Here is a 23,014-nt window from a genome sequence, read left to right on the forward strand (position 1 = left end):
CGCCTAGTCGAAGATGCCGTCGGGCAGAAGGACTCCGCGTCTGAGCTTCTCGGGGTTCGCGATGTCGTAGGCCGCCCAGATCCGTCCGTCCCGCACGGTCCACGCCGTCACGCGCGGAGGAAAGCCCGGCCGACCGTCCTCGGCCGGGCGACCGCGGTTCAACAGACCCAGCTCGCCGTTGACGAGGACCGGTTCGAAGGCCGTCAACGCCTCGGCACCGTAGAGCCGCAGCAGTCCGAGGATGAACCGCGCGACCTTCTCGGCGCCGACCACGACGTTCAGCGCGGTGCGCGTCGTGCCGCCGGCGTCCCCGATCATGCGGGCGTCGGGATGGAGCGCGGCGACGACGGCGTCGAGGTCGGCGCCCGCGAACGCCGCGACGAGTCGCCCGACGGCCTCCTCGTGTTCGGCCGGTGAACTCGGCGGTGGAACGGCCGAGACCGTCCGGCGGGCGCGGGAAGCCAGCTGGCGGGCGGTCGGGGTGGCGACGTCGAGGATCCGGGCGATGTCGTCGAACGGGATGTCGAACGCGTCGTGGAGCACGAACGCGACGCGCTGGGCCGGTGTCAGATTGTCGAGGACGACCAGGGCCGCGAGGCGGTTGTCCTCATCGCGCACGATCTCGTCGAGCGGATCCGGGGGAGCAGGGGAACCGAGGGGCGCGACGATCGGTTCGGGCAGCCACTGGCCCACATAGGTCTCGCGGCGCACCGCGGCCGAGCGCAATCTGTCGAGGCACAACCGTCCCACGACCGTCGTCAGCCAGGCACGCAGGTCGCGCACCTCGGAGACATCCGCGCCCGCAAGTCGCAGCCATGCGTCCTGCACGGCGTCCTCGGCGTCGGCGATGCTCCCGGTGAGGCGGTACGCCACCGACAGCAGGTGGGTGCGGTTCTCCTCGAACGTCTTCTGGGTGCTCTCGTCGAGCATGGGGACGATGCTAGACGCAAACGGCCGCGGGGCGAAGGGGTGTGGATCGCCCGTACGGATGCCGCCGGACGCCTATTCTCGTCCTCGAACGGAAGGGGCGCCGTGGGCAAATACGACATCAAGCGTGAGCACCGTGAGCTGTACACCTGCTCGACCGAGGATTTCACCGAGGTGCACGTCCCCGAGTTCGGTTACCTCGCCGTCGACGGCAAGAGCGATCCGAACGGTTCCGACGAGTACGCCGACGCCGTCGAGGCCCTCTACTCGGTGGCGTACACCCTGAAGTTCACCTCCGAGAAGGAACTCGGCCGGGATTTCGTCGTCGGGCCCCTCGAAGGTCTGTGGTGGAGCGAGGACATGAGCACCTTTCTCACGCGGGACAAGGACTCCTGGTCGTGGCGCATGCTCATCGCGCAGCCGCCCTGGATCACCGACGACATGGTGGACGACGCGATCGCAGCGGCGGGCGACAAGGCCCGCGCGAAGAAGAAGCCGCTCCCGTCCCTGTCGCGTGTGCGGCCGTTCCGGCTGACGGAGGGCAGGGCGCTGCAGATCCTGCACATCGGACCGTACGACGACGAGGGCCCCGTCCTGCAGCGCCTGCACACGCAGGTGATGCCCGAACGAGGGTTGGCATTCGCCGGCGACCACCACGAGATCTACCTGTCCGACCCTCGCCGCACGGCCCCCGAGAAACTGAAAACGATTCTGCGTCAACCTGTCGCAGGTATACAGGAGCGATGATGGCCGCCACCAGTGCAGGTCTGCTGTTCTACCGCATCGACGAGACCGGTCTGCTCAGCGTGTGGCTCGTCCACCCCGGTGGTCCGTTCTGGAAGGGGAAGGACGAAGCGGCCTGGTCGGTGCCGAAGGGGGAGTACGACCCGGAGGAGGATCCCCGGGAGGTCGCCCTGCGCGAGTTCACCGAGGAATGCGGGATCGAACCGCCGGACGTACCGCTGTCGTTGCTCGGTCGCTACCGGCAGTCGTCCGGCAAGATCGTCAGCATCTACGCGGGAGAGACGACGGACGAGTTGCAGTTCGTCGAAAGCAACACGTGCGAGGTCGAATGGCCGCCGAAGTCCGGTAAGCGGATCACGATCCCGGAGGTCGACGATGCCCGGTGGGTCGTCGCCGCGGACGCCGAGACGAAGCTGCACAAGGGGCAGCGGCAGGTATTGGAAGCGCTGCGTGCGCGATTGGACGACGAAGGCCGGTACTACCGCGTCGAGCCGTAGTCCGGCAGCACCATCGGAACGAGGAACTGCCGGGCGATCGACGCGAGGGCCTCGTCGTCGTCGATGTCGACGACCTGGCTCGGCGTGGTGAGGAACGACGCCGACATACGGACGAGCATCTCTGCCACCAGGTCGGTGTTCAGGTCGGCAGCGACCGTTCCGGCGCGTTGTTCGCGCTGCAACTGCCCCGCGACGAAACGGCGGACAGCGGCGAGCATCGTTCCGTCGTCGCCACCGATCGCGCCGGCGAACAGCCCCGGTTCGGTCTCGAGCAGATTGCCGATCAGTCTGTTCGTGCGGATGACGCGCAGCGCGCTGACGAATCCGAGGACCACGCGGTCGGCCACGGTGTCGGCCTGGGCGATGTCTTCGAGGAAACGCAGGAAGTAGCGGCGGAACTCGCGCATGATGACCTCGTCGACGAGGGCATCCTTCGATTCGAACTTGCGGTACAGGGTGATTCGCGACAGCTTCGCGCGGCGGGCGATCTCCTCCATCGAGGAGCGTTGGATGCCGGTCCGGCAGAACTGGTCGTAGGCGGCATCGAGCAGGCGCACGCGGGTCTCGTCGATCTCGGTACCCATGACGGATTCGTCCGGAAGGAGAAGTGCGTCCTGAAAGGCACGTTCCAGCAACGACGCCGATTCGGCAGGGGGTGGTGGGGAGGCGGGTGAGACCGCTCGGGAAATCGGCGACGCAGAATCCACATGTCCTCCTCGAAGGCCAGAGTTTACCGTTCCGGTCCTGTCGCCGACCATGCCGAGCAGTGACATTTCACGATTCATCGTGACCCGAGCCACGGTGTGGTTCCATGTTACAGAGAAACTCCAGATGTTTCATTGCTACATCCACGAGTCGTAGGGGAGCGACAGTATGGATAATCCGAGCAGGCGCGCCGTTCTGAAAACCGGTGGCCTCCTCGGTGCACTGGGCGCGTTCGCGGTGGCGACACCGGCCCAGGCCCGACCCTGGAGGTGGTCGCCCGCAGGACCGATACCGGGTACGGGGAGCGGTGCCGATCCACGACAGGTGTGGGACACCGAGGCCGACCCGCTCGTCGCCTCGTTGCTCGAGCGTGGCGACGTACCGAGGGTCAACGAGTTGCTGCGCACCTGGAAGAAGAACTCCCAGCCGTTGCCCGAAGGGCTTCCGAACGACCTGCGCGATTTCATGGAACACGCCCGGCAGTTTCCGTCCTGGGCCGATCCGGCGAAACTCGAGACGGCCGTTCGTTTCAACGAGAAGCGCGGGCTGTATCTCGGTGTCCTGTACGGATTCGTGAGCGGGATGATGAGCACGGTCATCCCGAAGGAAGCGCTGGCCGTCTACTACTCCAAGGGCGGCGCCAACATGAAGGGCCGTATCTCGAAGACGGCGAAGCTGGGTTACGACATCGGTTCTCGCAATGCATATCTCGGCGACGGCGAGATGATCGTCACGTCGGTGAAGACCAGACTCGTCCATGCCGGCGTGCGGCATCTGCTTCCGCAGTCCTCACACTGGGCCAATATGGCACCTGAGGACGTGCCGATCAGCCAGCACGACATGATGGTCACCTGGCACAGCCTGCCCACCAGCGTGATGCGCACTCTCGAGGAGTGGAAGGTTCCCATCCCGGCTCCGGAGGCCGAGGGATTCCTGCACTCGTGGCAGGTCAGCGCGCATATGCTCGGCATCGAGGACCAGTACATCCCGGCGACCTGGGACGACGCCGAATCCCAGGCGCAGGAGGTGCTCGATCCGATCCTGGCGCCCACACCCGAGGGTGTGAAACTCGCCGACATGCTGCTCGATCTCGGTAAGGGTCTGGACTTCTCGCTGTTGACCCGCCCGATCCTCGGTGCGCTGACACGGTTCGCGCTCGGCGACGAGATCGCCAACTGGCTCAATATTCCACGCGAACCGGTCTGGGGCACACTGCTCGACGTCGCGTGGGGCCCGTTCATCGCGGTACGCGAAGGCCTGCTGCCGCTTCCGCTGGCGCCGGATGCCTACTGGACGTTCGACGAACTGCTGCGCCAGTTCGTCCTGCTGTACATGTCGGAACTGCGCCCGATCAGCATCGAGATCCCCGAATACAACAATCCCAACTATCCCTGACCCGTTCGGGGCGAGGGCCGGCACAGTCGCTGTGCCGGCCCTCGTGGTGTCGCTTCAGTTCTGTGCCGTATCCGCCTTCAAGGAATCGATGGCGGCCTGCAAAGCGGTGGTGGCGTCGTCGGCGACCTCCGCGAGTCCCGGCTGATCGGCGACCTGCACCATCATCTGTGGGTTCATCGCGTCGACCACCACGGTGTCGGGATCCTCGGGGTCGGTGCGGACCACGACGTTGCAGGGGAGCAAGAGCCCGATCTGCCGATCGACCGTCACCGCCCGGTGGGCGAGCGGCGGATTGCATGCACCGAGGATCACGTAGTCCTCCATGTCCTCGCCGAGCTTGGCCTTCAGGGTGGCTTTCATGTCGATCTCGGTGAGCACGCCGAATCCCTGCCCGGCCAGTGCCTTGCGGGTGCGTTCGACCGCATCGTCGAACGAGGTGTGCAGGGTGGTCGAGAGTGCGAGTGTCATGGGTGTCCTGCTTTCTCTCGGAAGGGGAGGTGTCAAGCCAGGGCGAGGAAGAGCTTCTCGAGTTCGGCCTCGGTCATCGGCTCCTTGCCGTCCTGGGCCGTCTCGGTGAGGCATTCCCGCAAACCGCTCGCCACAATCTTGAATCCGGCGCGGTCCAGAGCGCGGGAGACCGCGGCGAGCTGGGTTACGACATCCTTGCAGTCACGGCCCTGTTCGATCATCGCGATCACTCCGCCGAGCTGACCCTGCGCGCGGCGCAGCCGGTTGAGTACCAGTGCGATGCTGTCTTCGTCGCCGACCATGGAGGCGTCCTTTCCTAGTTCTGTAGACCAGTGTACCCCCGGGGGTATCTGGTCGGAGTGTGAGTTGTGCGACCGATCTTCACCTTGTCGACCACGAGTGTGACAGCTACGCCGTGCGGGTATGAGGACGACGATTGCTGCGACGGCTGCGCTGCCGTGGTGCTTCGGTCTGCGCAGTCGGAGGGAGAACAGCGCGTGAGTGAGTTCATCACTTCGTCTCGTGATTCAGGGCTCGCTCGCTTGGTCGACAGTTCCGGGCGAGAGCATTGTCCCGAGCGACTGCGCATCGCTGCGACCTTGGCGGTTGTGGCGTCGGTGCACGTCCTGGGCTTCGGTCTGCTGGCGTGGGCCCAATGGACGTCGGCCGGCGACGCGGTGAGTGTGAGCGTCGCACTGACCGCATACGCGTTGGGGCTGCGGCATGCTCTCGACGCCGATCACATCACCGGTATCGACAACGCGACGCGTAAGTTCGTCGGCGAAGGCCGCCGGCCCATGAGCGTGGGCCTGGCGTTCAGCCTGGGGCATTCGACGGTGGTGTTCGTGGTGACGGTCCTGGTGGCAGCCGGGGTCGGCACCGCGACGCGGTTGTTGTCCGACGACGAACCGGCGACGGCGGTGCTGGCGACGGTCGGCGCGGTGGTCGCCGGGGGTTTCCTTGTGCTCATCGCCACCGTCAACGCCGTGGCCTGGGTGCGCTTGCGCGCCCTGCATCGCGAGCGCGAGCCGAACGCCGTGGCCGTGGAGCAGGCGCTGTCGCGCACGGCGGCGGCACGGGTGTTGCAGGCGCCCCTGCGCAGGGTGCGTCATCCCCGGCACATCTACGTGATCGGCGTCCTGTTCGGTCTGGGGTTCGATACTGCGATGACCATCGGGGTCGTCGCCGTCGCGGTCGCGACGACCCTCACCGGCGCCTCGGTGTGGTTGGTGCTGGCACTACCTTTGTGTTTCGCCGCGGGGATGACACTGGTCGACGCGATCGACGGCATCGCGATGACCAAACTCTATTCCGGTGAGGGTCTGGCACCCGGAACGAAGATCTTCTTCACGTTGATCACCACGGGTGTGTCGGTCGTCGCCGCAGCCGTGCTGGGAACCATCATTCTGGTGTCCACGGCGCGCGAGGTGTTCGCCTTGACCGACCCGTGGACCGGGTGGATCGCGGCTCTGAACCTGGAGTACGTCGGCCTGGCGTTGGCGGCGACATTTGCCGTGCTGTGGATGGGGGCGGCGCTGATCACCCGGCAGCGTTACCGCACTGCCGGGTGATCCGTTGGCCGAGGGACCGTCTCAGCCGGTGAGTCCGAGTTCGCGAGCACGGTCGAATTCGTCGTTGACGAGAACGACGTTGCGTTCGGGTGCATCGATCATCGATGCCGCGATCGACGAGCGGTAGCCGGACGCGCAGTGCACCCAGACTTCCCCGCGGGGGACCTCGTCGAGACGATCGGCGAGTTCGTGCAGTGCGATGTTGACGGCGCCGTCGATGTGCGATTCGTCGAACTCGTTCGCCTGCCGCACATCGAGGACGGTGACCTGCTGCTCGTCGCGTCTGCGGGCGAGAGCGGGGAAATCGGCGACACGATAGGAACGCAGTTCGGTGCCGGCGACGAGGGTGTGGATCTCGCCCACTGCTGCACCTTCGAGATCGTCGATGCCGATGCGGACGAGTTCGCGACGCGCGTCGAGTACCTGCTCCTCACTCTCTCCGATCAGGGTCAACGGCGCTCCCCAGGTGTAGAGCCAGCCCAGATAGGTTACGAACGAACCGGATAGTTCGAACCCGAGGGTGCCGCCGAGGTGTCCGGCGGCGAAAGCAGTGCGTTCGCGGAGGTCGACGACCCATTCGCCGGAGTCGATCCTCCGGCGTAGCTCCTCCGGATCGACGCGCTCGGGCATCGACAGGTCCACCGGCGCAGGTCCGGCGCGGTTGATCACTCCCATATGGGCGTAATAGGCAGGGTAGGCGGCCAGTCCCGCGAGCAGTTCGTCGACGTATGCCTGTTCGTCCTGGGTCAGGGCCGGGTTCGACGTACGTTCGCGGCCGATAGTGGACTCGTCGCCGCTGGCGGGTGTGGCGGCGCAGAAACTGCCGAAGCCGTGCGTGGGGTACACCTTCGTCTCCGCAGGCAGTTCCTCGGCGAGGCGGCGCACGGAGTGGTACTGCGCGTGGGTGAGTTCGTCGGTGTGCTCCTCGCCGACGAGATCGGTCCGTCCGGTCGTGCCGAAGAGCATCGAACCGCCGGTGAACACTCCGACGGCAGTGTCGTCGGGATCGCGCAGCACATAGCTGACGTGATGATGCGTGTGGCCGGGAGTGTGCATGACCTGGAATCGGAATGCTCCGGCGTCGACGATGTCGCCGTCGACCACCGCGCGCCGCTGGTAGCCGAGATCGTCGCCGGCCGGAACGACGTATTCGGCGTTCACTGCCCTGGACAGTTCGAGACCGCCGGTGACGTAGTCGTTGTGGATGTGCGTTTCGAGCACGTGGGTGATGCGTACTCCGCGTTCGGCCGCCAGCTTCAGTACTCGGTCGATGTCGCGTTGCGGGTCCACCACGGCACCGATGTCGCCCGCGCTGATCAGGTAGCTGCGATCGCCGAGGCCGGAGGTTTCGATGATCGACACGTCCATCGGGGGCTCCTTCGTTCGGGGTATGTACGGGACGAATACCCGTACCCGTATGGGTGAAACGGTGGATGCGGTAGCGGTCACCGCAGGAAGATCGCGTCGACGAGCACGTAGGCGGCCACGGCGAACACCAGATAGGCGAACCAGCGTTGAAGCCGGTCGGTGTCGATGCGGGTGCCGAACTGCCCCGCGACGAGCGACCCGACGATCGCTGTGCCGGCGAAGGCGGCGGTGATCGCCCAGTCGATGCTCGTGCCGCTCAGATGCGAGATCAGACCCGCGGCGGAATTGGCGACGATGATCACCAGCGAGGTGCCCACGGCGACCGGCATCTCGATGCCGAGCATGAGGACGAGCGCAGGGATGATCAGAAATCCGCCGCCGACACCGAACAGGCCGGTGAGAAAGCCGACCGCGAGGCCGGCCGCGATCGACCGAGGAGCGCAACGGCGCCAGTTGATTCGGGAGCCTTCGGTCGAGCACGCTGTTCCGGTATCGCCACGATCGGCGAGCATCCTCGCTCCTGCTACGACCATCACCACCGCGAACCCGATCAGAAGAGCGCGTTCCGGAAGCAACCGTCCCACGGCGCTGCCCGCGAAGGTGGCCGGAATGCCGGTGGCGGCGAAGATACCTGCCAGACGCCACTCGACCTGGCGAGCGCGTACTTTCGGAAGCACCCCCACCGCCGACGCCACGCCGACGACGATCAGTGAGATCGGGATGGCCTGCGCCATGCTCAACCCCAGGCCGAAGACCAGAGCCGGGACCGCGAGGATCGATCCGCCTCCGCCGAGCAGGCCGAGCAGCACGCCGATGACGGCACCGAAGCCGAGCGCGAGCACCAGCGTCATCTCGCTCCTTTCCGTCGCATCCTCTTTCAGTGGTACCCGGGACGGTCGGGATCGACCCCCGTGTCGGCTTCGGCAACGATCCGGTGCGGGGGTCGATCTTGACGCCGTTGCCGAATCACGCGGACTGCGACCACGGCGAACGCGATGACAGCGACTGTCAGGAGTAGGCCGGGACCGGGCATGTCCGTGGCCCATTGTCCGAGTGCAACTTGCAGGTCGAACTGCTCGTCGACGCCCATGAGGCCGGTGAGATTCGCGGTGCCGTCGGTGACGAGAAACAGCACGCCGATGCCGATGAACAGCAGACCCGAGATGAGGGAGGTGGTATGAGTTCGCAATGGGTCCAGCGTAACCGGGCGTCCTCGCAGCCAGGTGCGCTTGTGCAGGTCGAATCGTTCCCACGCGACGGCGAGTGCGAACAAGGGCAGTGCCATGCCGAGGGAATAGACAGCCATCAGTACGGCGCCGTGGAGTGGGTGACCGCCGGCGACCGCGATGGTCAGCACGCTTCCGAGTAGGGGTCCGGAGCAGAAGCCTGCGAATCCGTACACGGCCCCGAGCGCGAACACCGACAGGGCGCCGGAGCCGGTCAGCGAGTTCGCGGCTCGCTGCGCCGACTTCGAGGCGAAGCCTGCGCCGAGAACGGTCATGATGCCGAGACCGATGAGCACGATGCCACTGACCAGGGTGATCAGGGCGCGGTGCTGGGTCAGGAGCGCACCGACCAATCCGAGTCCGGCGCCCAGAGGCGCGAGCACCGAGGTCAATCCGGCATAGAAGAGTGCGGTGCGTGCTGCAAGACGTCCCGCGCCGTCGAAGGCATACGCGAAGAAGGAGGGCAGTAGCAGCGCCGAGCACGGACTGAGCAGGGAAAGCACGCCGCCGAGCAGGGCGCCGAGCAGACCGATCTCGGTCACGGCGCCGACCCGGCTGCTGCTTCGATGACCTGCTCGAAGACCCCGAGCGGTTGTGCGCCCAGAATCGGGGTGCCGTTGATCACGAACGACGGTGTACTTGCCACGCCGATGGTGTTCGCCTCGAGCATGTCGGCGTAGATGTCCTGGTCCACGGACGGGTCGGCGGCCTGCCGGTCGAATCGGTCCAGGTCGGGCACTCCGGCCGCAGCTGCGAAGCTGCGCAGGGCCTCCGATGTCAGGTCGGGATGACCACGATCGGGGGAGGAGGCGTAGACGGCCGTACCGAACTCCCAGAACTTCCCCTGTGCGGCAGCGGCGCGGCTGGCACGAGCCGCGGCCATCGACTGCTCGCCGAAGATCGGCAGGTCGCGCCATTCGATGCGCAGAATTCCCTCGTCCACGTACTTGTCGATCAAGGCCGGTTCGACGTCCCGGCTGAACTTGGCACAGAACGGGCAGCGGTAGTCGGAGTACGCGACCATCACCACGGGAGCGTCCACCGCGCCGATCGCCAACGGGTCGCCGTCGATGCGTCGGGACATGTCTCCGACCGGTCCCATCCGGGGAGTCGACCCAGATTCGGCCACCTCGTCGGTCCCGGTGCGGCCAACGACGAGAAACGCGAGCAGTACGGCGACGAAGACACCGAGCGTGCCGAGTAGCCACAGGTCTCGCCGGGTGTGGACGGTCTGTTTCGTCGGGGTCATGCGTGCCTCCACGGTCGGTCGTCCCGGAGTGGATCGATCACCCCGAACTACTAAGTGGGATAGTAGCTCGAGCTACTAAGCTACTTAGTAGCTCGAGCCGATCCCCATCGACAAGGATTCAGATGTGACGACCCCTCCTGCAGATCTCGATACCCGCAATCGCCTTGGCGATCAGAAGAATCCGTATCGCTTCAGGGCCCTCCTCCGAGCGGTGGTCGCGGGAGCGGTCACTCTCCTGGTCGTCGGCGTGCCGACCGACATCCTCGCGAACCCGTGGTTCGGCCGGGAGATCCCGGTGCGCTGGTGGGAATATCCGGTGCTGGGAGCGACTGTGATGCTGACCGCCCTGTGGTTCGGTCTACAGAACTCCCGTTCAGACCGCTCGCGGACGGCGACACCCGCGGCCGGCGTACTGCTGACCGTGTTCGCCGTGGGCTGCCCTGTCTGCAACAAGTTGGTGCTCGTCACCATCGGCGCGTCCGGAGCACTCGGATGGTGGGCCCCGCTACAACCGATTCTCGCCATCGTTTCGCTGGCCCTGCTCGCCGGCGCGGTTCTCTACCGGTGGCGACGCCGTCCCTGCGGTGACTCCTGCGAATCGCCGGTCACACGGTGAGGCAGGACGCGGTCACGATTGCGATGACGGAGGCTCCCGTGACCACCGCGGGGAAAGCGGAGAAGGTCACCGCGAAAGGGTAGGTGAAAGCACCGAGTGAACGGCCGGGTCCGCGAGCCGGGCTCAACCAGTGAAGTCGGGCGTCGAGGAAACCCTCGAACGGCTCACCGCGTGCCGCGGGTTCCGAGGAGTGTGCGCATCGGAGCAGCGCCTCGCGGACCGCGTCGTGGCCGCAGGCATGCGCGGCGCGGCGATCGGCTGCCAACTCGACCAGCACGCGTATCCACGGTGCTCCCTGCCGGCACAGCGGTACGAACGGCAATGCCGTGCTCAGAGCGCCACTGATCGCGACGATCACGTGGTGGCGGCCGCGAATGTGCGCGTACTCGTGGTCGAGTACCGCTCGACGCGCCCGCGGGTCGAGCGCCTTCAAACCCTCGGCGGCGATGATGGTGCCGTTGCGGCCACCGATGCTGTATGCGGCACATGCAGTGTCACGCAACCAGATCACCCCGCCTCCACCGCGGGTCCGGACCCCGCCGAGAACTCGGATCAGGTTCAGGTGGGCAGCGGTGTCGCGGCGATGCCGGCGATAGGAACGCGATACCACGACGAATATTCGTACGACGACCGATCCTGCGACCACCCACAGCACCGTCTCGGCGTAGGGCAGCCACGGCAACAGTCCCTCGTCTCGGGCGGCACGCACACACGACGCAGGTAGAGGCAGACGGTCCACATGCAAACCAGGCTTCGTGGCCACAGCCAGCGGGCCACCGACCAGCGCCGCGACGAACAGCATCTGGGCTGCCACCCACGCAGTCAGCGCACCGCGCGGATCCCGGCCCGGCACCGCCAGCCGCGAAAGCCACCGCGGTGCCGCGAACCCGAGCACGAGCGCTGCCACGAACAATGAAGTGGCAACGATCATGAACGAAACTCCCGGCGCTTGCGCGCCGTAGTTCTCCGGGCAGCCCGGCGCAGAATTCGGGACTCGTCCTCGGTCGCAGAACTGGCGAAGTGCAGCATGACCTGTTCGGCGTCACCGGACGTCCGAAGTACCTGGCGTAGGAGTTCCGCCGCGGTTTCCTCACGACTGCGGGTCGCGCGGTAGCTGTAACCGCGGCCGATCCGGTCGCGCGTGACCATGTCCTTGGTGTGCAAGTTGTCCAGGACCGTCATCACCGTCGTATAGGCCAGCGACCGTTCGGGTTCGAGGCGTGCCAGCACATCGCGTACACGAAGGGGTTCGTCGCTCTGCCACAGCACGTCCATGATCGCCGATTCCAGGTCGCCGAGGCCCATCACGTCCGTGTCACCGCTTTCGTCTCACTCCTACCGTTCGGGCGAAGCCCGGCACGGTTCCACTCTACGGCCTGCACACCGTCGTCGACGGCGGCGTGCAGGCCGCTGGTGAAGAAGTTCGGCCCGATGCTCAGGCGGTGGGGCCGCGCCGGACCTCTCGGCCCGCGGACACCCACGCTCTCGTTCCGCCGGCAACGGATACCGCGGGCCGTCCGGCCGATTCGAGGATCTCGGCTCCGCGCTTGCTCCGGTTTCCGGATGCGCAGATGACGTAGACGGTCTCTCCCGGAGATACCTCGCTCACACGGGCGGACAGTTCGGGGAGGGGGATCAATTGGGCGCCGGGAACGTGGCCCTGGATGTACTCGTAGTCCTCGCGGACATCGAGCACCGGAGCTCCGGACTCCCACGCCTGGATCAGAGCGGCAGTGTCGACTTCGTGCATGGTGAACTCCTCGGTTCGGGTCTGTCGAGAATGGGTGAGCACTTCCGAGTCTTCCGCTCAGCCCGCCGCCACGGCGGCGCGAGAGCGTCCTCCGAGTCGTTGCAGCGGGCAGTGCTCCCTGCGGTTGCAGGCATAGGTAGCGCCGGCGGCAACGACGGTGAGTGCCGCCGCGGCGATGCCGACGCCGGGATGGATCTCCTGCGCGAGGATGACGGAGGACATGATCAGGACGAACCAGCCGAAGCTCTTGCGCAGGGTGTCCGGATCGACCAGTGAGGTCAGGCGGCCGCCGATGAGGCTGCCCACGACGGCGGCACCGGTGACCATCGCCGCCAGACGCCAGTCGATCTGCACGTTGGACAGGTAACCGCCGAGTCCGGCGAAGGACTTCATGGCGATCACGATCAGCGATGTGCCGACCGCGACCGGCATCGGCAGACCACCGAGCAGCGCCAGAGCCGGGACGACGAGGAAGCCGCCGCCGGCGCCGACGAGGCCTGTGACCAGGCCGACGACCACGCCGTCGAGCAGGATCTTGCCCACGGGCATAGCCTGGTCGCCGTCGTCGGCCGCGGCCTTGTTCTTACGGCCGCGGAGCATGGCGATCGCTGTTGCGATCATCATTACGGCGAAGCCGAGCAGCAGGACGGTGCCGGGGATGAAGCGCGAGAGCAGACCACCGCCGTAGGCGCCGACCATGCCGGCCAGACCGAACAGGATTCCGGTGCGCCACTGCACGCGGCCGGCGCGTGCATGGGAAATCGCGCCGACCGCGCTGGTGACACCCACGACCAGCAGCGAAGTGGCAATCGCTTCCTTTGCGTCCATACCTGCCACGTAAGCGAGCAGCGGGACGGTGAGAATCGAGCCCCCGCCACCGAGCAGTCCGAGGGTGACACCGACGAGGACTGCCAGAGCTACGGTCAACGCGATCATGATCAGTTCCTCTCGGCGCGTTCGGTATTCGACTGGACCAGCTGCGCGACGATGCTCTGGGCGTCGCACGAGGCGCCGCGGTTGTAGGGCAGCTTGGACAGCAGCATGCCCATTGCGCAGGTGTTCGACAGTGCGGCGAAGGTCAACCCACCGCCGATTCCGGCGGCGAGCCACTTGAGCTTCGGCGCGGCGATGCTGCCGAGAACCGAGCTCAGCACGAGCGAACCGGCGACGAGCCGGACCTGGCGTTCGAGATCCCAGCGTTCGGCGCCGCGGTTGACGGGCAGGCCGGCCGCTTCCCAGCCGAGCATGCCGCCGGCGAGGATGTGGAGGTTGAACAATCCTGCGTCGCGCAGGGTCTCTTCGGCTTGACCGGCACGCTGTCCGGAGCGACACACCAGCACGACGTTCTCGTCGAAATGAGCGCAGAACTCGTCGCGGTGCTCGCGCAACAGGTCCAGGGGGACGTTGTAGGCGCCGGGGATGTGCACGGACTCGAACTCGCCCGGAGTCCGGACGTCGATGATCCGCACGTTCTTGCCGGAGTCGATCGACTCGTGCAAGGAGTTCGGGTCGACGGTGACAGCGGGGGACTCGGTCATGGGGGGCCTTTCGATCGGGGAATCGGATGGGGCTGATAAAAGTGCCCCAGGGGGTATTCTTCGACTATCGTACACATACCCCTAGGGGTATACGCAAGGAGTGTTGTCGTGTGAGCTCAGGCGAGGCCGAGGAACAACTCCTCGAGTTCCTTCTCGGTGAGGCGGTCGTCGCAGGCGGCGTCCTGTTCGTCGAGGATGCATCGGCGGAGCCGGTCCGAGATGATCTTGAATCCGGCGCGATGCAGCGCGTGGGATGTCGCTGCGAGCTGGATGACCACCTCGCGCAGATCGCGGTCGGTTTCGAGCATCGTGATAACCGCGGTGAGCTGGCCTTGCGCTCGGCGCAGGCGTCGCAGGGCGGCGGCATCGGCTTCCGGATTCTCCATCGGTAACTCCCTGCTCGATCCTGCGCTGCCGGGAAATCGAACCCGGATACCCCAGGGGGTACTTGACATACCCTAGGGGGTATATGCCACGATGTCTACATCACCGGAACATCACCCGGATCCAGCAACGGAGGAATCCATGATTCTCGAGCAGTACTACATCGAGTGCCTCTCCCACGCGTCCTACCTCATCGGCGACGAGAGCACCGGCAGGGCGGTCGTGGTCGACCCCCGCCGCGACATCACCGAATACCTGTCCGACGCAAAGAAGTACGGGCTGACCATCGAAGGTGTGATCAACACCCACTTCCACGCCGACTTCGTCTCCGGCCACCTCGAACTGGTCGACGCCACAGGTGCGTGGATCGGATTCGGTGAAGCCGCCGAGACCGACTACCCGATCCGCCGGCTGAGCGACGGCGAGAAGCTCTCCCTCGGCGAGGTCGAACTCGAAATCCTGTCCACCCCGGGCCACACCTGGGAATCGATCTCGGTGCTGGTGCGCGAACACCCCGACGCCGTCCCGACCGCGGTGCTCACCGGCGACTCCCTGTTCATCGGCGACGTCGGCCGTCCCGACCTGGTCAACCTCGGAGACGGCTCGACCAGCGATCTGGCGCGGGCCATGTACCACACCGTGCACGAGAAGCTGCTGACGCTGCCCGACGAGGTCGTCGTCATGCCCGCTCACGGCGCCGGTTCGTCGTGCGGAAAGAACCTGTCGACCGAACTCACCTCGACCATCGGGGAGCAGCGCGCCACCAACCCGTCCGTGCAACCGATGAGCGAGGACGACTTCGTCGCCCTGGTCACCGAAGGGCAGCCGGCCGCCCCGTCGTACTTCTCGGTCGACGCCGCGATGAACAAGCGGATGCACCCGCTCCTGCTGCAGGACCGCACCATTCCCGAGCTGAACCCCGAGCAGGTGAAGGCCGAACTCGAGGCCGGCACGCGTGTTCTCGATGCGAGAAGCGTCGACGATTTCGCCGCCGGGCATCTGCGCGGATCGGTCAACGTCGGGTTCGACGGGCGTTTCGCCGAGACCGGCGGCATGGTCGCCGAGGTCGGCGAGAAGATCGTGCTGATCACCTATCCCGGTGACGAGCAGGACGCCGCGGTGCGCCTGGCGCGAATCGGATCCGACGGTGCCGCAGGCTATCTGAACGTCGATCGGGACGGGACCTTCCCCGCGGAGCTGGCCGGCCTGATCGAGGCCGCACCCCGGACGACCGTCGAGGAACTCGACCGCTTGCTCGCCGCCGACGCGGTCACCCTCGTCGACATCCGCAACCCCGGTGAGCGCGAGTTCGGGACAATCCCGGGCGCGGTGCCGATCCCGTTGGCGCAGTTGCGGGCCCGTCTGGACCAGGTTCCCGCCGGCAAGCCGATCGTGGTGCACTGTGCCGGTGGATGGCGTTCGAGCGTGGCGGCTTCGCTGCTGCGGGCCCAGGGCTTCGAGAACGTCACGGACCTGCTCGGCGGCTACAACGCGTGGGCCGAATCTCACGTCCCTGCCTGATCATTCCGGCCTGGAGAAAGGAACGGAAACGATGACGACGAAGAACCTCACGATGGCGGACTTCGAATCCACCATCGTCGGCAACGACATCGTGCTCGTCGACTTCTGGGCGTCGTGGTGCGGCCCGTGCCGTGCCTTCGCCCCGGTCTTCGACAAGTCGTCGCAGGTACACCCCGAGATCGTGCATGCCAAGGTCGACACCGAGGCCGAGCAGCAGCTCGCCGCCATGGCGAACATCCGCTCGATTCCGACGATCATGGCATTCCGAGAAGGTGTGCTCGTCTACTCACAGCCCGGCGCGTTGCCGGCACCGGCTCTCGAGGACCTGATCACCCGGATCGAGGCCCTCGACATGACCGAGATCCACGACCAGGTTGCCGAACAACGCGCAGCCTCCCGCTCCTGACCCTTCGCCGGGTCCGTAGCGAACTCTCATCGAGGAGGACTCTCATGTGTTACCCCGTCGCCTGCCCGAACTGCGGAAAGACCGGATGGGGCGGATGCGGACAGCATGTCGACGCCGTCTTGCGTTCCGTGCCCGCCGCCGATCGCTGCACCTGCGGTCAGGACACCGTCCCGGCCCGCGCCGAGCGTCGAAGCGTGCGTTCGCTCTTCCGTCGCTGACCTCGGTCGCAACCATGGAGACGGTGTACGAACCGGAACCGGCCGTAGCCGTCGGCCCCGACCCGGAGGCCGGGGCGTGAGCCCCAGGGCCACGCCCCGGCCTCCGGTGCTGGGTCTGCGGGCCAACGCCGCGCAGTTCACCCTGCTGGTGGCGGTCAACGCCCTGGTGGGAGGCATGGTCGGTCAGCAGCAGACCGTTCTCCCGCTGCTTGCCGAGAACGAATTCGGGCTGAGCGGTTACACATTCATCTTCACCTACGTGGCAGCCTTCGGGATCACCAAGGCTGCCGCAAACTACTTCGCCGGGACCTTCTCCGACCGCTACGGGCGCAAACCGGTGCTGCTGGTGGGATGGTTGTTCGCCCTGCCGGTACCTCTCATGCTGATTCTCGCCACCGACTGGTGGTGGGTGGTAGCCGCGAACGTACTGTTGGGTATCAACCAGGGGCTCACCTGGTCGACGACCGTGGTGATGAAGATCGATCTGGTCGGTCCGGCCCGGCGCGGTCTGGCCATGGGACTCAACGAAGCTGCAGGTTACGGCGCTGTCGCCGTGACATCGCTGTTCGCCGGTTATCTGGCCGAGCATTTCGGTCTGCGCCCCGCACCCTTCCTGCTGGGGCTCGCGTACACCGCCCTGGCGTTGGTGTTGTCGGGTTTCTTCGTGAAGGAGACCCGGGATCACGCGTTGCTCGACGCCGGGCAACATGTGGCCCGCGCCGACGGAATCCACGATCACCTTCACGCCGACCTGACCGACCGTGAGATCGTGGTCCAGACCAGTCTTCGGGAACCCGCTCTGTCCTCGGCGAGTCAGGCGGGATTGGTCAACAACCTCAATTTCGGTCTCTCGTGGGGGTTGTTCCCCCTGTTGTTCGCCACCGCGGACCTCACCGTTGCACAGATCGGCCTGCTGTTCGCCCTTTATCCAGGAGTGTGGGGCGCGGGACAATTGGTCACCGGAGCCCTTTCGGACCGGATCGGCCGGAAGCACCTGATCACCGCGGGAATGGCCACGCAGGCGGTCGCCCTGGCGGTCATCGCGCTGAGCGACGCATTCGCGGGCTGGGCGACCGGCACCGTACTGCTGGGTGCGGGCACCGCCATGGTCTATCCCACCCTGCTGGCCGTGATCGGCGACGTCGCCCATCCGGTCTGGCGAGGCCGGGCCGTCGGCGTCTACCGCGTCTGGCGCGATCTGGGCTACGCGGTCGGGGCAGTCCTCGGCGGGATCGTCGCCGACCTGATGGGTCTGCACGCCGCGGTCGGAGTCGCTGCGGCCGTCAGCGCAACCTCCGCGCTGATCGTCGCTCTCCGGATGTACGAAACACACCGGCCGATGGACGCTGCTCGGTAGCAGTCAGGGCGAGCCGGGCACGTCCGATGACGAGTCGGCAGAGATCTCGGGCCCCGAACCGGTGGACGCGGAGGCCGGGATACCGGCACGGTCGAGGGCTTCCTCGGTGAGGGAGCGCCCCATCGCGATCATCTCGGCCGCCTTGTGGAAGTCGAGGCTTCGGCACGCGGTGCGCGGGACCTCCACGAGGATGTCGGGCGGATAGGCCGCCAACTGGAACCGGGACAGCGCCGACTGCATGATGTCGAGCGACCGGTTCATCACCGCGACGCGTCCGAACTTCGGGACGAGCGCATCGTCGGCGTCGACGTCTCCGGTGTCCTCGGTGTCCTCCTCCGGCGGCTCGTCGTTCGCCGCACTGGTCGAGAACCGGTTGACCACCGACCGCACGATGTCGGTGTCGAGCATCTGGTTGGCGCTGCGCCGGAAACGTGCCTTCCATTCCTCGATGGGCCGTGCCTCGGAGCTGGCGTTCTCGGGTGATTGTGCCGAGCCCTGCTCCTCCCCGCCGAGGCTGACTCCGATCGTGAGGTCGGCGGGCATGCCGACCGTCGGTGCGATCGGTAGGGGCGAGAGTGTGCCGCCGTCGGTGAGGACGCGGCCGTTGAGTATCACCGGCGTGATGACGCCGGGTATCGCGATGGATGCCCGGATCGCCGCGTGGACGGGACCTCGCTGGAACCAGACGGCGCGACCTGCTGCGAGGTCGGTGGCGACTGCGGTGAACGGAATCGGGAGTTCCTCGATCACCGCATCGCCGAGGATCTCCCGCATCTTGGACAGGATCCGTTCGGCGCGGATCGCGCCGGGAGCCGAGACCGACAGGTCGAGAAGGCGCACCACATCCATCTGGGACAGTCCGGTGGCCCATTCGGTGTACGGGTCCATCGCACCTGCCGCGTAGACGCCACCGACCAGCGCGCCCATCGAAGCGCCTGAGACTCCGACAATTTCGAGCCCGCGTTCCTCGATCGCCCGGATGGCGCCGATATGGGCGTACCCGCGGGCACCACCACTGCCGAGGGCGAGTGCCACGCGTGTCCGTCCGGCCATGGGTCCGATGGTACGCAGCACCCTCGCCGATATCCGACGGGAACGCAGTCGTCGTGTCGCGCACGGCGCCGGAGTTCGGAAGAATGTTCGGCGGTCGCACTGCACACTGGAGCCCGTGGGTGGATGGACGACATCGCGCCCGTACCTATCAGCGAAGGAGCCGCATGCGTTTCGGACTGTTCGTTCCCCAGGGTTGGCGCCTGGACCTCGTCGGCATCGATCCCTCCGACCAGTGGCAGGTGATGCGCGACCTCGCGCTCCGTGCCGATCGCGGCCCGTGGGAGTCGATCTGGGTGTACGACCACTTCCACACCGTCCCTGTACCCACCGACGAGGCCACGCACGAGGCGTGGACTCTCGTGTCGGCCTTCGCCGCCGTCACCGACCGTGTGCGCATCGGCCAGATGTGCACCGCCATGGCCTACCGCAACCCCGCCTATCTCGCGAAGGTCGCGGCGACCGCCGACATCATCTCCGGTGGGCGCATCGAAATGGGGATCGGTGGCGGATGGTACGAGCAGGAATGGCGCGCATACGGTTACGGATTCCCGTCGGCGGGTGAGCGACTGCGTCGGCTCGACGAGGGCGTGCAGATCTTCCGCCAGGCGTGGACCACGGGCTCTGCGACGTTCTCGGGCAGGCACTACACCGTCGACGGCGCCATCGTCCGTCCGCTTCCGCTGCAGGACGGCGGTATTCCCCTGTGGATCGCCGGCGGCGGCGAGAAGGTGACCTTGAAGATCGCCGCGAAGTACGCGCAGTACACCAACTTCGACGGCACACCCGAAGGATTCGCGCGGAAGTCGGAGATCCTGCGCGAGCACTGCGCCGAGGTCGGCACCGACTTCGACACCATCGTGCGATCGGCCAACTACAACGTGGCGATCGGCCGCACCGAAGCCGAGGTGCAGGACCGGCTCGAGGCTCTGCGGGCCCGTCTCGAACCGATCGTCGGAGCGGAGAAGGCCGACGGGGCGCTCGACGCCTTCCGGGGGATGCCCGCCGTCGGAACTCCCGAGCAGATCGTCGAGAACCTCACGGCGCTGAAGAAGCAGGGGCTCGAGTACGCGATCTTCTACGTTCCCGAGGCTGCCTACGACACCTCGGGGCTGGAGCTGCTCGAGAAGGAAGTGCTTCCGCACCTCGCGTGATACCCGCGGCCCCGGGTACTACAGCGCTGAGGCCACAGCGCCCGAGGGCTACAGGGGCCAGCCGTCCACGTGGCCGGGTGGGTCGTCGGCGGACAGTCCGGCGACCCACACGTCCCTCGGCACGCCCCGCTGGAGCAGGCCGTTGCGGGCGATGCCCTCGTAGCGGAACCCGACCCGCCGTGCGACGGCGGCGGAGGCACGGTTGCCGACGAAGGCACGCCAGGCGACACGCGGAACGAATCCGACCATGCCGCACAGCACTCCGTCCGCGGCGGTGCGCACGGCCCAATCGGGCCGTCCCTGCGTCCACCCGGCCGGAACGACGTCCTCGACGAAGTGCAGCGCGTCGGCCCGGGTGTAGGGGGAGGGCACGGTGGTCCACCGGGCGATCAGAGGATCCCGGCACGCCTCGGTGATGGCGTCGACGTCGGCCGGACCCGGTGGCGAGAGCACCACCGCGCCGTCGGTCAGCGTGCGTACGTCCATGTCACCACACTTCTGTGTCACCGCAGTTCTGTGTCACCGCAGTTCGGGTGGAAGTTCCTTGCTCGCCAGTTCGAGGCGACGCTCGTCGGTGGCGTCGACCTGGTCCACCATCTTCAGCTTGTCCTTCAGCACACGCCACTCCACCTCGGGGATCTGCGCGACCGCGTCGGCGATGACCTTCTGATCGCGGGTGCCCCAGGCGATCGGCATGGGGCCGACCATCTGCCACACACCCGAGTCGTTGCGGGTCGTGCGGTCGGACAGGACGGCGGCGCACGGCACCCGCTCACCGATCGCGATCCGATGACCCGGCATCGCCTCCACGTTGCGGGTGACCAGGGCGAAGTGCCGGCCGGACGTCTCGGGCTTGGCGATGTCGACCAGCGCGAGCAGCGTCAGCCCGCGGGCACGCTCGGCGGCGACGACGGCCGGGACGAGCGGACTGTCGCGGTAGAGCTGTTCGATGGTTCCCACTTTGCGCGGGGCCCACAGTGCCACCCACACCGACGTCGCGGCCGCGACCGCCAGCACGGCGGCGACGATGTACGCCCAGGCATCACCGAGCAGGAACAGACCGACCGCGCCCGCGATGCACACCACCCCGACGAATATCGCCGACCACCGCAGACGACGGACATCCGCGAGGGTCTGGTTCACGGCCTTGGCATGGGGCAGGTCCACAGGGAAGTCGAAGCGGCGCACGCCACCAGCTTATGGGAGCCCTTCGGCCGACCACTGCCGGTCTCCGGCGGCGAGCCCGGCCGCGGCGGGCTCGAGCAGAATGCGCACAACGGCGCTATCGCGCGCAACGGTGACTCGGCGAGGGACCCGGCCACACACTCTGCTGTAGCAGAGATCACACAACCCTCACGGCTCTCGGGCCGGACCTCACACGAACCTCCGGTCGCGTCCGCGACCCGTGGCCGACGTGTGCCCGGACCGGCCCCGATCACGTCAGAAAGTGGGCACCGCCATGCTCGTCGTCCTCGGCTTCCTGATGGTCGCCACGTTCATGTACCTGATCATGTCGAAACGGGCCACCCCGGTCGTCGGCCTGATCCTCATCCCGGTCGCGTTCGGCCTGATCGCCGGAGCCGGCACCGACCTCGGCGACATGATCGTCGACGGTGTCGAAAGTCTCGCCCCCACAGCGGCACTGCTGTTCTTCGCGATCATCTTCTTCGGCATCATGATCGACGTCGGCCTGTTCGACCCGCTCGTGCGGCTCATCCTGCGCCTCGTGCGCGACGACCCGGCGCGACTGGTGATCGGAACCGCGGTGCTGGCGATGGTCGTCTCCCTCGACGGGGACGGGTCCACGACGTTCATCATCACCACCTCCGCGTTGCTGCCGCTCTACCTGAAACTGAAGGTCAGCCCCGTCGTCCTCACCGTCGTCGCGGGACTGGCGAACGCCACGATGAACATCATCCCGTGGGGCGGGCCGACGGTGCGCGCAGCCAGCGCGCTCGGGTTGTCCCCGTCCGACGTGTTCGTCCCGATGATCCCGTCGCTCGTCGTCGGACTCGTGGTCGTGCTGGGCTTCGCCGCCCACCTGGGATTCGTCGAACGTCGCCGCGTCGGGAAGCTGACGTGGAAGCCCGATCCGATGCCGCTCGGCGCCGGTCCGTCCGGCGTGGGTACGACGGTCGGCAAGGACACGGACGGAACCGACGGGGAGGTCGGGCAGCTGGCTGCCGGGCTCGACCCCGACCGTCCGACCCTGCGTCCGCGCCTGCTGCCCTTCAACGCGATCCTCACGGTCGCGTTGCTCGTCGTCCTCGTCCTCGACATCCTGCCGATCCCCGTGCTGTTCATGATCGCCGCGGGTATCGCGCTGGCCGTGAACTTCCCGCGCGTCGTCGACCAGTCCGCCGCGATCGCACGGCACTCCTCGAGCATCGTGTCGGTCGTCGCGATGGTGTTCGCCGCGGCCGTTCTGACCGGCGTGTTCCAGGGCACCGGGATGGTCGAGTCGATGGCGTTGTGGCTCACCGGCGTCGTCCCCGACTCGCTCGGCCCCTTCCTCGCCGTCATCACCGGTCTGCTCAGCATCCCGATGACCTTCTTCATGACCAACGACGCCTTCTACTTCGGGGTGCTGCCCGTGCTGGCGGAGACCGCAGCGCAGTACGGCATCGAACCGGTCGAGATGGCGCGTGCGTCGATCACCGGGCAGCCCGTCCACATGCAGAGCCCGCTGGTCCCGGCGATCCTGTTGCTGGTGACCCTCGCCGGGGTGCCGCTGGCCGACCACCACCGCAAGGTGTTGTGGCGCGCCGGAGTGGTCTCGGTCGTGATGCTCGTGGTCGGGGTGGTACTCGGGCAGATTCCGTTCGGGTGAGATCGGCCCCGGGCCACACTGGACGGATGGGACGAACGGG

At 66.8% G+C, this 23,014-nt stretch carries 28 protein-coding genes; 11 read left to right on the forward strand and 17 right to left on the reverse strand.

Annotation, left to right across the window (positions count from 1 at the left end):
- Positions 1–3: 3 nt before the first annotated feature.
- Positions 4–930 (reverse strand): sigma-70 family RNA polymerase sigma factor, encoded by a 927-nt coding sequence (locus AC0LPE_RS04115; protein ID WP_016695665.1) that lies wholly within the window; start codon positions 928–930, stop codon positions 4–6.
- A 102-nt stretch (positions 931–1,032) separates the two neighbouring features.
- On the opposite strand from AC0LPE_RS04115, the gene AC0LPE_RS04120 reads away from it, so the two are divergent.
- Both AC0LPE_RS04120 and AC0LPE_RS04125 read left to right on the forward strand, forming a co-directional pair.
- A complete protein-coding gene (locus AC0LPE_RS04120; protein WP_160873779.1) occupies positions 1,033–1,674 on the forward strand; it encodes a GyrI-like domain-containing protein in 642 nt (213 codons plus the stop codon).
- On the forward strand, positions 1,674–2,168 hold the full coding sequence (locus tag AC0LPE_RS04125; protein WP_088897872.1) for an NUDIX hydrolase: 495 nt from the start codon (positions 1,674–1,676) through the stop codon (positions 2,166–2,168). The genes AC0LPE_RS04120 and AC0LPE_RS04125 overlap by 1 nt, the downstream gene beginning before the upstream one ends.
- Here AC0LPE_RS04125 and AC0LPE_RS04130 read toward each other — a convergent pair.
- Positions 2,150–2,752 (reverse strand): TetR/AcrR family transcriptional regulator, encoded by a 603-nt coding sequence (locus tag AC0LPE_RS04130; RefSeq protein ID WP_490605654.1) that lies wholly within the window; start codon positions 2,750–2,752, stop codon positions 2,150–2,152. The two genes, AC0LPE_RS04125 and AC0LPE_RS04130, sit on opposite strands and share 19 nt — an antisense overlap.
- A gap of 289 nt (positions 2,753–3,041) precedes the next feature.
- Between AC0LPE_RS04130 and AC0LPE_RS04135 the strand changes: the two genes are divergently transcribed.
- Complete coding sequence (locus AC0LPE_RS04135; RefSeq protein WP_490605655.1) at positions 3,042–4,268, forward strand: oxygenase MpaB family protein; 1,227 nt, start codon at positions 3,042–3,044, stop codon at positions 4,266–4,268.
- 54 nt (positions 4,269–4,322) lie between these two features.
- Here AC0LPE_RS04135 and AC0LPE_RS04140 read toward each other — a convergent pair whose 3' ends face one another.
- Together AC0LPE_RS04140 and AC0LPE_RS04145 are read right to left on the reverse strand one after the other, a co-directional pair.
- Positions 4,323–4,736: a DUF302 domain-containing protein gene (locus tag AC0LPE_RS04140; protein WP_019289964.1), complete on the reverse strand. Its 414-nt coding sequence runs from the start codon at positions 4,734–4,736 to the stop codon at positions 4,323–4,325.
- Positions 4,737–4,768: 32 nt separating this feature from the next.
- On the reverse strand, positions 4,769–5,038 hold the full coding sequence (locus AC0LPE_RS04145) for a metal-sensitive transcriptional regulator (protein ID WP_016695659.1): 270 nt from the start codon (positions 5,036–5,038) through the stop codon (positions 4,769–4,771).
- 306 nt (positions 5,039–5,344) lie between these two features.
- Here AC0LPE_RS04145 and AC0LPE_RS04150 point away from each other — a divergent pair, with 306 nt between their 5' ends.
- Positions 5,345–6,307, forward strand: coding sequence for a HoxN/HupN/NixA family nickel/cobalt transporter (locus AC0LPE_RS04150; protein ID WP_019289963.1), 963 nt, complete (start codon positions 5,345–5,347; stop codon positions 6,305–6,307).
- 21 nt (positions 6,308–6,328) lie between these two features.
- Here AC0LPE_RS04150 and AC0LPE_RS04155 read toward each other — a convergent pair whose 3' ends face one another.
- From AC0LPE_RS04155 to AC0LPE_RS04170, 4 genes are all read right to left on the reverse strand, one after another.
- Positions 6,329–7,675, reverse strand: a complete 1,347-nt coding sequence (locus AC0LPE_RS04155) for an MBL fold metallo-hydrolase (protein ID WP_019289962.1) — start codon at positions 7,673–7,675, stop codon at positions 6,329–6,331.
- 77 nt (positions 7,676–7,752) lie between these two features.
- The gene (locus tag AC0LPE_RS04160) at positions 7,753–8,526 is read right to left on the reverse strand and encodes a sulfite exporter TauE/SafE family protein (RefSeq protein WP_019289961.1); all 774 of its coding nucleotides are present in this window, start codon (positions 8,524–8,526) and stop codon (positions 7,753–7,755) included.
- Positions 8,527–8,552: 26 nt separating this feature from the next.
- The gene (locus AC0LPE_RS04165; protein WP_490605656.1) at positions 8,553–9,443 is read right to left on the reverse strand and encodes a cytochrome c biogenesis CcdA family protein; all 891 of its coding nucleotides are present in this window, start codon (positions 9,441–9,443) and stop codon (positions 8,553–8,555) included.
- Positions 9,440–10,150: a DsbA family protein gene (locus AC0LPE_RS04170; RefSeq protein WP_490605657.1), complete on the reverse strand. Its 711-nt coding sequence runs from the start codon at positions 10,148–10,150 to the stop codon at positions 9,440–9,442. The genes AC0LPE_RS04165 and AC0LPE_RS04170 overlap by 4 nt, the downstream gene beginning before the upstream one ends.
- Before the next feature lie 124 nt (positions 10,151–10,274).
- On the opposite strand from AC0LPE_RS04170, the gene AC0LPE_RS04175 reads away from it, so the two are divergent.
- Complete coding sequence (locus AC0LPE_RS04175; protein WP_490605658.1) at positions 10,275–10,766, forward strand: hypothetical protein; 492 nt, start codon at positions 10,275–10,277, stop codon at positions 10,764–10,766.
- Here AC0LPE_RS04175 and AC0LPE_RS04180 read toward each other — a convergent pair.
- The 6 genes from AC0LPE_RS04180 to AC0LPE_RS04205 all read right to left on the reverse strand — a co-directional run bounded on the left by AC0LPE_RS04180 (position 10,756) and on the right by AC0LPE_RS04205 (position 14,440).
- Entirely contained in the window at positions 10,756–11,697 is a 942-nt protein-coding gene (locus AC0LPE_RS04180) for a M56 family metallopeptidase (RefSeq protein ID WP_037217044.1), read from the reverse strand. The genes AC0LPE_RS04175 and AC0LPE_RS04180 overlap by 11 nt on opposite strands.
- On the reverse strand, positions 11,694–12,071 hold the full coding sequence (locus AC0LPE_RS04185; RefSeq protein WP_019289956.1) for a BlaI/MecI/CopY family transcriptional regulator: 378 nt from the start codon (positions 12,069–12,071) through the stop codon (positions 11,694–11,696). The genes AC0LPE_RS04180 and AC0LPE_RS04185 overlap by 4 nt, the downstream gene beginning before the upstream one ends.
- Positions 12,072–12,201: 130 nt before the next feature.
- On the reverse strand, positions 12,202–12,516 hold the full coding sequence (locus AC0LPE_RS04190; RefSeq protein WP_283479526.1) for a rhodanese-like domain-containing protein: 315 nt from the start codon (positions 12,514–12,516) through the stop codon (positions 12,202–12,204).
- A gap of 57 nt (positions 12,517–12,573) precedes the next feature.
- Positions 12,574–13,452 (reverse strand): sulfite exporter TauE/SafE family protein, encoded by an 879-nt coding sequence (locus AC0LPE_RS04195; protein WP_106200586.1) that lies wholly within the window; start codon positions 13,450–13,452, stop codon positions 12,574–12,576.
- Positions 13,453–13,454: 2 nt separating this feature from the next.
- Positions 13,455–14,054, reverse strand: coding sequence for a rhodanese-like domain-containing protein (locus tag AC0LPE_RS04200; protein ID WP_283479528.1), 600 nt, complete (start codon positions 14,052–14,054; stop codon positions 13,455–13,457).
- Positions 14,055–14,170: 116 nt separating this feature from the next.
- Positions 14,171–14,440, reverse strand: coding sequence for a metal-sensing transcriptional repressor (locus tag AC0LPE_RS04205; RefSeq protein ID WP_019289952.1), 270 nt, complete (start codon positions 14,438–14,440; stop codon positions 14,171–14,173).
- Positions 14,441–14,579: 139 nt separating this feature from the next.
- Between AC0LPE_RS04205 and AC0LPE_RS04210 the strand changes: the two genes are divergently transcribed.
- From AC0LPE_RS04210 to AC0LPE_RS04225, 4 genes are all read left to right on the forward strand, one after another.
- A complete protein-coding gene (locus AC0LPE_RS04210; RefSeq protein ID WP_490605659.1) occupies positions 14,580–15,959 on the forward strand; it encodes an MBL fold metallo-hydrolase in 1,380 nt (459 codons plus the stop codon).
- A gap of 31 nt (positions 15,960–15,990) precedes the next feature.
- A complete protein-coding gene (trxA, locus tag AC0LPE_RS04215) occupies positions 15,991–16,365 on the forward strand; it encodes a thioredoxin (RefSeq protein WP_016691289.1) in 375 nt (124 codons plus the stop codon).
- Positions 16,366–16,409: 44 nt separating this feature from the next.
- Positions 16,410–16,583: a DUF8730 family Cys-rich protein gene (locus tag AC0LPE_RS04220; protein ID WP_016691290.1), complete on the forward strand. Its 174-nt coding sequence runs from the start codon at positions 16,410–16,412 to the stop codon at positions 16,581–16,583.
- A 76-nt stretch (positions 16,584–16,659) separates the two neighbouring features.
- The gene (locus AC0LPE_RS04225; RefSeq protein ID WP_039587574.1) at positions 16,660–17,940 is read left to right on the forward strand and encodes an MFS transporter; all 1,281 of its coding nucleotides are present in this window, start codon (positions 16,660–16,662) and stop codon (positions 17,938–17,940) included.
- 3 nt (positions 17,941–17,943) lie between these two features.
- Here the strand turns inward: AC0LPE_RS04225 and AC0LPE_RS04230 are convergent, their stop codons facing one another.
- Positions 17,944–18,993, reverse strand: a complete 1,050-nt coding sequence (locus AC0LPE_RS04230; protein ID WP_283479533.1) for a patatin-like phospholipase family protein — start codon at positions 18,991–18,993, stop codon at positions 17,944–17,946.
- A gap of 164 nt (positions 18,994–19,157) precedes the next feature.
- Here AC0LPE_RS04230 and AC0LPE_RS04235 point away from each other — a divergent pair, with 164 nt between their 5' ends.
- Positions 19,158–20,144, forward strand: a complete 987-nt coding sequence (locus AC0LPE_RS04235) for an LLM class F420-dependent oxidoreductase (RefSeq protein ID WP_085469247.1) — start codon at positions 19,158–19,160, stop codon at positions 20,142–20,144.
- 48 nt (positions 20,145–20,192) lie between these two features.
- Here AC0LPE_RS04235 and AC0LPE_RS04240 read toward each other — a convergent pair whose 3' ends face one another.
- Both AC0LPE_RS04240 and AC0LPE_RS04245 read right to left on the reverse strand, forming a co-directional pair.
- Positions 20,193–20,630 carry a GNAT family N-acetyltransferase gene (locus tag AC0LPE_RS04240; protein WP_283479537.1) on the reverse strand — a complete coding sequence of 146 codons (438 nt, stop codon included), beginning with the start codon at positions 20,628–20,630 and terminating at the stop codon, positions 20,193–20,195.
- A 33-nt stretch (positions 20,631–20,663) separates the two neighbouring features.
- A complete protein-coding gene (locus tag AC0LPE_RS04245) occupies positions 20,664–21,332 on the reverse strand; it encodes a DUF3239 domain-containing protein (protein ID WP_283479540.1) in 669 nt (222 codons plus the stop codon).
- A gap of 271 nt (positions 21,333–21,603) precedes the next feature.
- Between AC0LPE_RS04245 and AC0LPE_RS04250 the strand changes: the two genes are divergently transcribed.
- A complete protein-coding gene (locus tag AC0LPE_RS04250; protein ID WP_085469336.1) occupies positions 21,604–22,974 on the forward strand; it encodes a CitMHS family transporter in 1,371 nt (456 codons plus the stop codon).
- The last annotated feature ends 40 nt before the right edge of the window (positions 22,975–23,014 follow it).

Source organism: Rhodococcus sp. S3 (assembly GCF_058211795.1).

Coding starts and splice junctions, on each gene's coding strand:
- AC0LPE_RS04115 (WP_016695665.1), bottom strand. CDS start 930: ATGCTCGACGAGAGCACCCAGAAGACGTTCGAGGAGAACCGCACCCAC.
- AC0LPE_RS04125 (WP_088897872.1), top strand. CDS start 1,674: ATGGCCGCCACCAGTGCAGGTCTGCTGTTCTACCGCATCGACGAGACC.
- AC0LPE_RS04130 (WP_490605654.1), bottom strand. CDS start 2,752: ATGGGTACCGAGATCGACGAGACCCGCGTGCGCCTGCTCGATGCCGCC.
- AC0LPE_RS04135 (WP_490605655.1), top strand. CDS start 3,042: ATGGATAATCCGAGCAGGCGCGCCGTTCTGAAAACCGGTGGCCTCCTC.
- AC0LPE_RS04140 (WP_019289964.1), bottom strand. CDS start 4,736: ATGACACTCGCACTCTCGACCACCCTGCACACCTCGTTCGACGATGCG.
- AC0LPE_RS04145 (WP_016695659.1), bottom strand. CDS start 5,038: ATGGTCGGCGACGAAGACAGCATCGCACTGGTACTCAACCGGCTGCGC.
- AC0LPE_RS04155 (WP_019289962.1), bottom strand. CDS start 7,675: ATGGACGTGTCGATCATCGAAACCTCCGGCCTCGGCGATCGCAGCTAC.
- AC0LPE_RS04160 (WP_019289961.1), bottom strand. CDS start 8,526: ATGACGCTGGTGCTCGCGCTCGGCTTCGGTGCCGTCATCGGCGTGCTG.
- AC0LPE_RS04170 (WP_490605657.1), bottom strand. CDS start 10,150: ATGACCCCGACGAAACAGACCGTCCACACCCGGCGAGACCTGTGGCTA.
- AC0LPE_RS04180 (WP_037217044.1), bottom strand. CDS start 11,697: ATGATCGTTGCCACTTCATTGTTCGTGGCAGCGCTCGTGCTCGGGTTC.
- AC0LPE_RS04185 (WP_019289956.1), bottom strand. CDS start 12,071: ATGGGCCTCGGCGACCTGGAATCGGCGATCATGGACGTGCTGTGGCAG.
- AC0LPE_RS04190 (WP_283479526.1), bottom strand. CDS start 12,516: ATGCACGAAGTCGACACTGCCGCTCTGATCCAGGCGTGGGAGTCCGGA.
- AC0LPE_RS04195 (WP_106200586.1), bottom strand. CDS start 13,452: ATGATCGCGTTGACCGTAGCTCTGGCAGTCCTCGTCGGTGTCACCCTC.
- AC0LPE_RS04200 (WP_283479528.1), bottom strand. CDS start 14,054: ATGACCGAGTCCCCCGCTGTCACCGTCGACCCGAACTCCTTGCACGAG.
- AC0LPE_RS04205 (WP_019289952.1), bottom strand. CDS start 14,440: ATGGAGAATCCGGAAGCCGATGCCGCCGCCCTGCGACGCCTGCGCCGA.
- AC0LPE_RS04210 (WP_490605659.1), top strand. CDS start 14,580: ATGATTCTCGAGCAGTACTACATCGAGTGCCTCTCCCACGCGTCCTAC.
- trxA (WP_016691289.1), top strand. CDS start 15,991: ATGACGACGAAGAACCTCACGATGGCGGACTTCGAATCCACCATCGTC.
- AC0LPE_RS04220 (WP_016691290.1), top strand. CDS start 16,410: ATGTGTTACCCCGTCGCCTGCCCGAACTGCGGAAAGACCGGATGGGGC.
- AC0LPE_RS04230 (WP_283479533.1), bottom strand. CDS start 18,993: ATGGCCGGACGGACACGCGTGGCACTCGCCCTCGGCAGTGGTGGTGCC.
- AC0LPE_RS04235 (WP_085469247.1), top strand. CDS start 19,158: ATGCGTTTCGGACTGTTCGTTCCCCAGGGTTGGCGCCTGGACCTCGTC.
- AC0LPE_RS04240 (WP_283479537.1), bottom strand. CDS start 20,630: ATGGACGTACGCACGCTGACCGACGGCGCGGTGGTGCTCTCGCCACCG.
- AC0LPE_RS04250 (WP_085469336.1), top strand. CDS start 21,604: ATGCTCGTCGTCCTCGGCTTCCTGATGGTCGCCACGTTCATGTACCTG.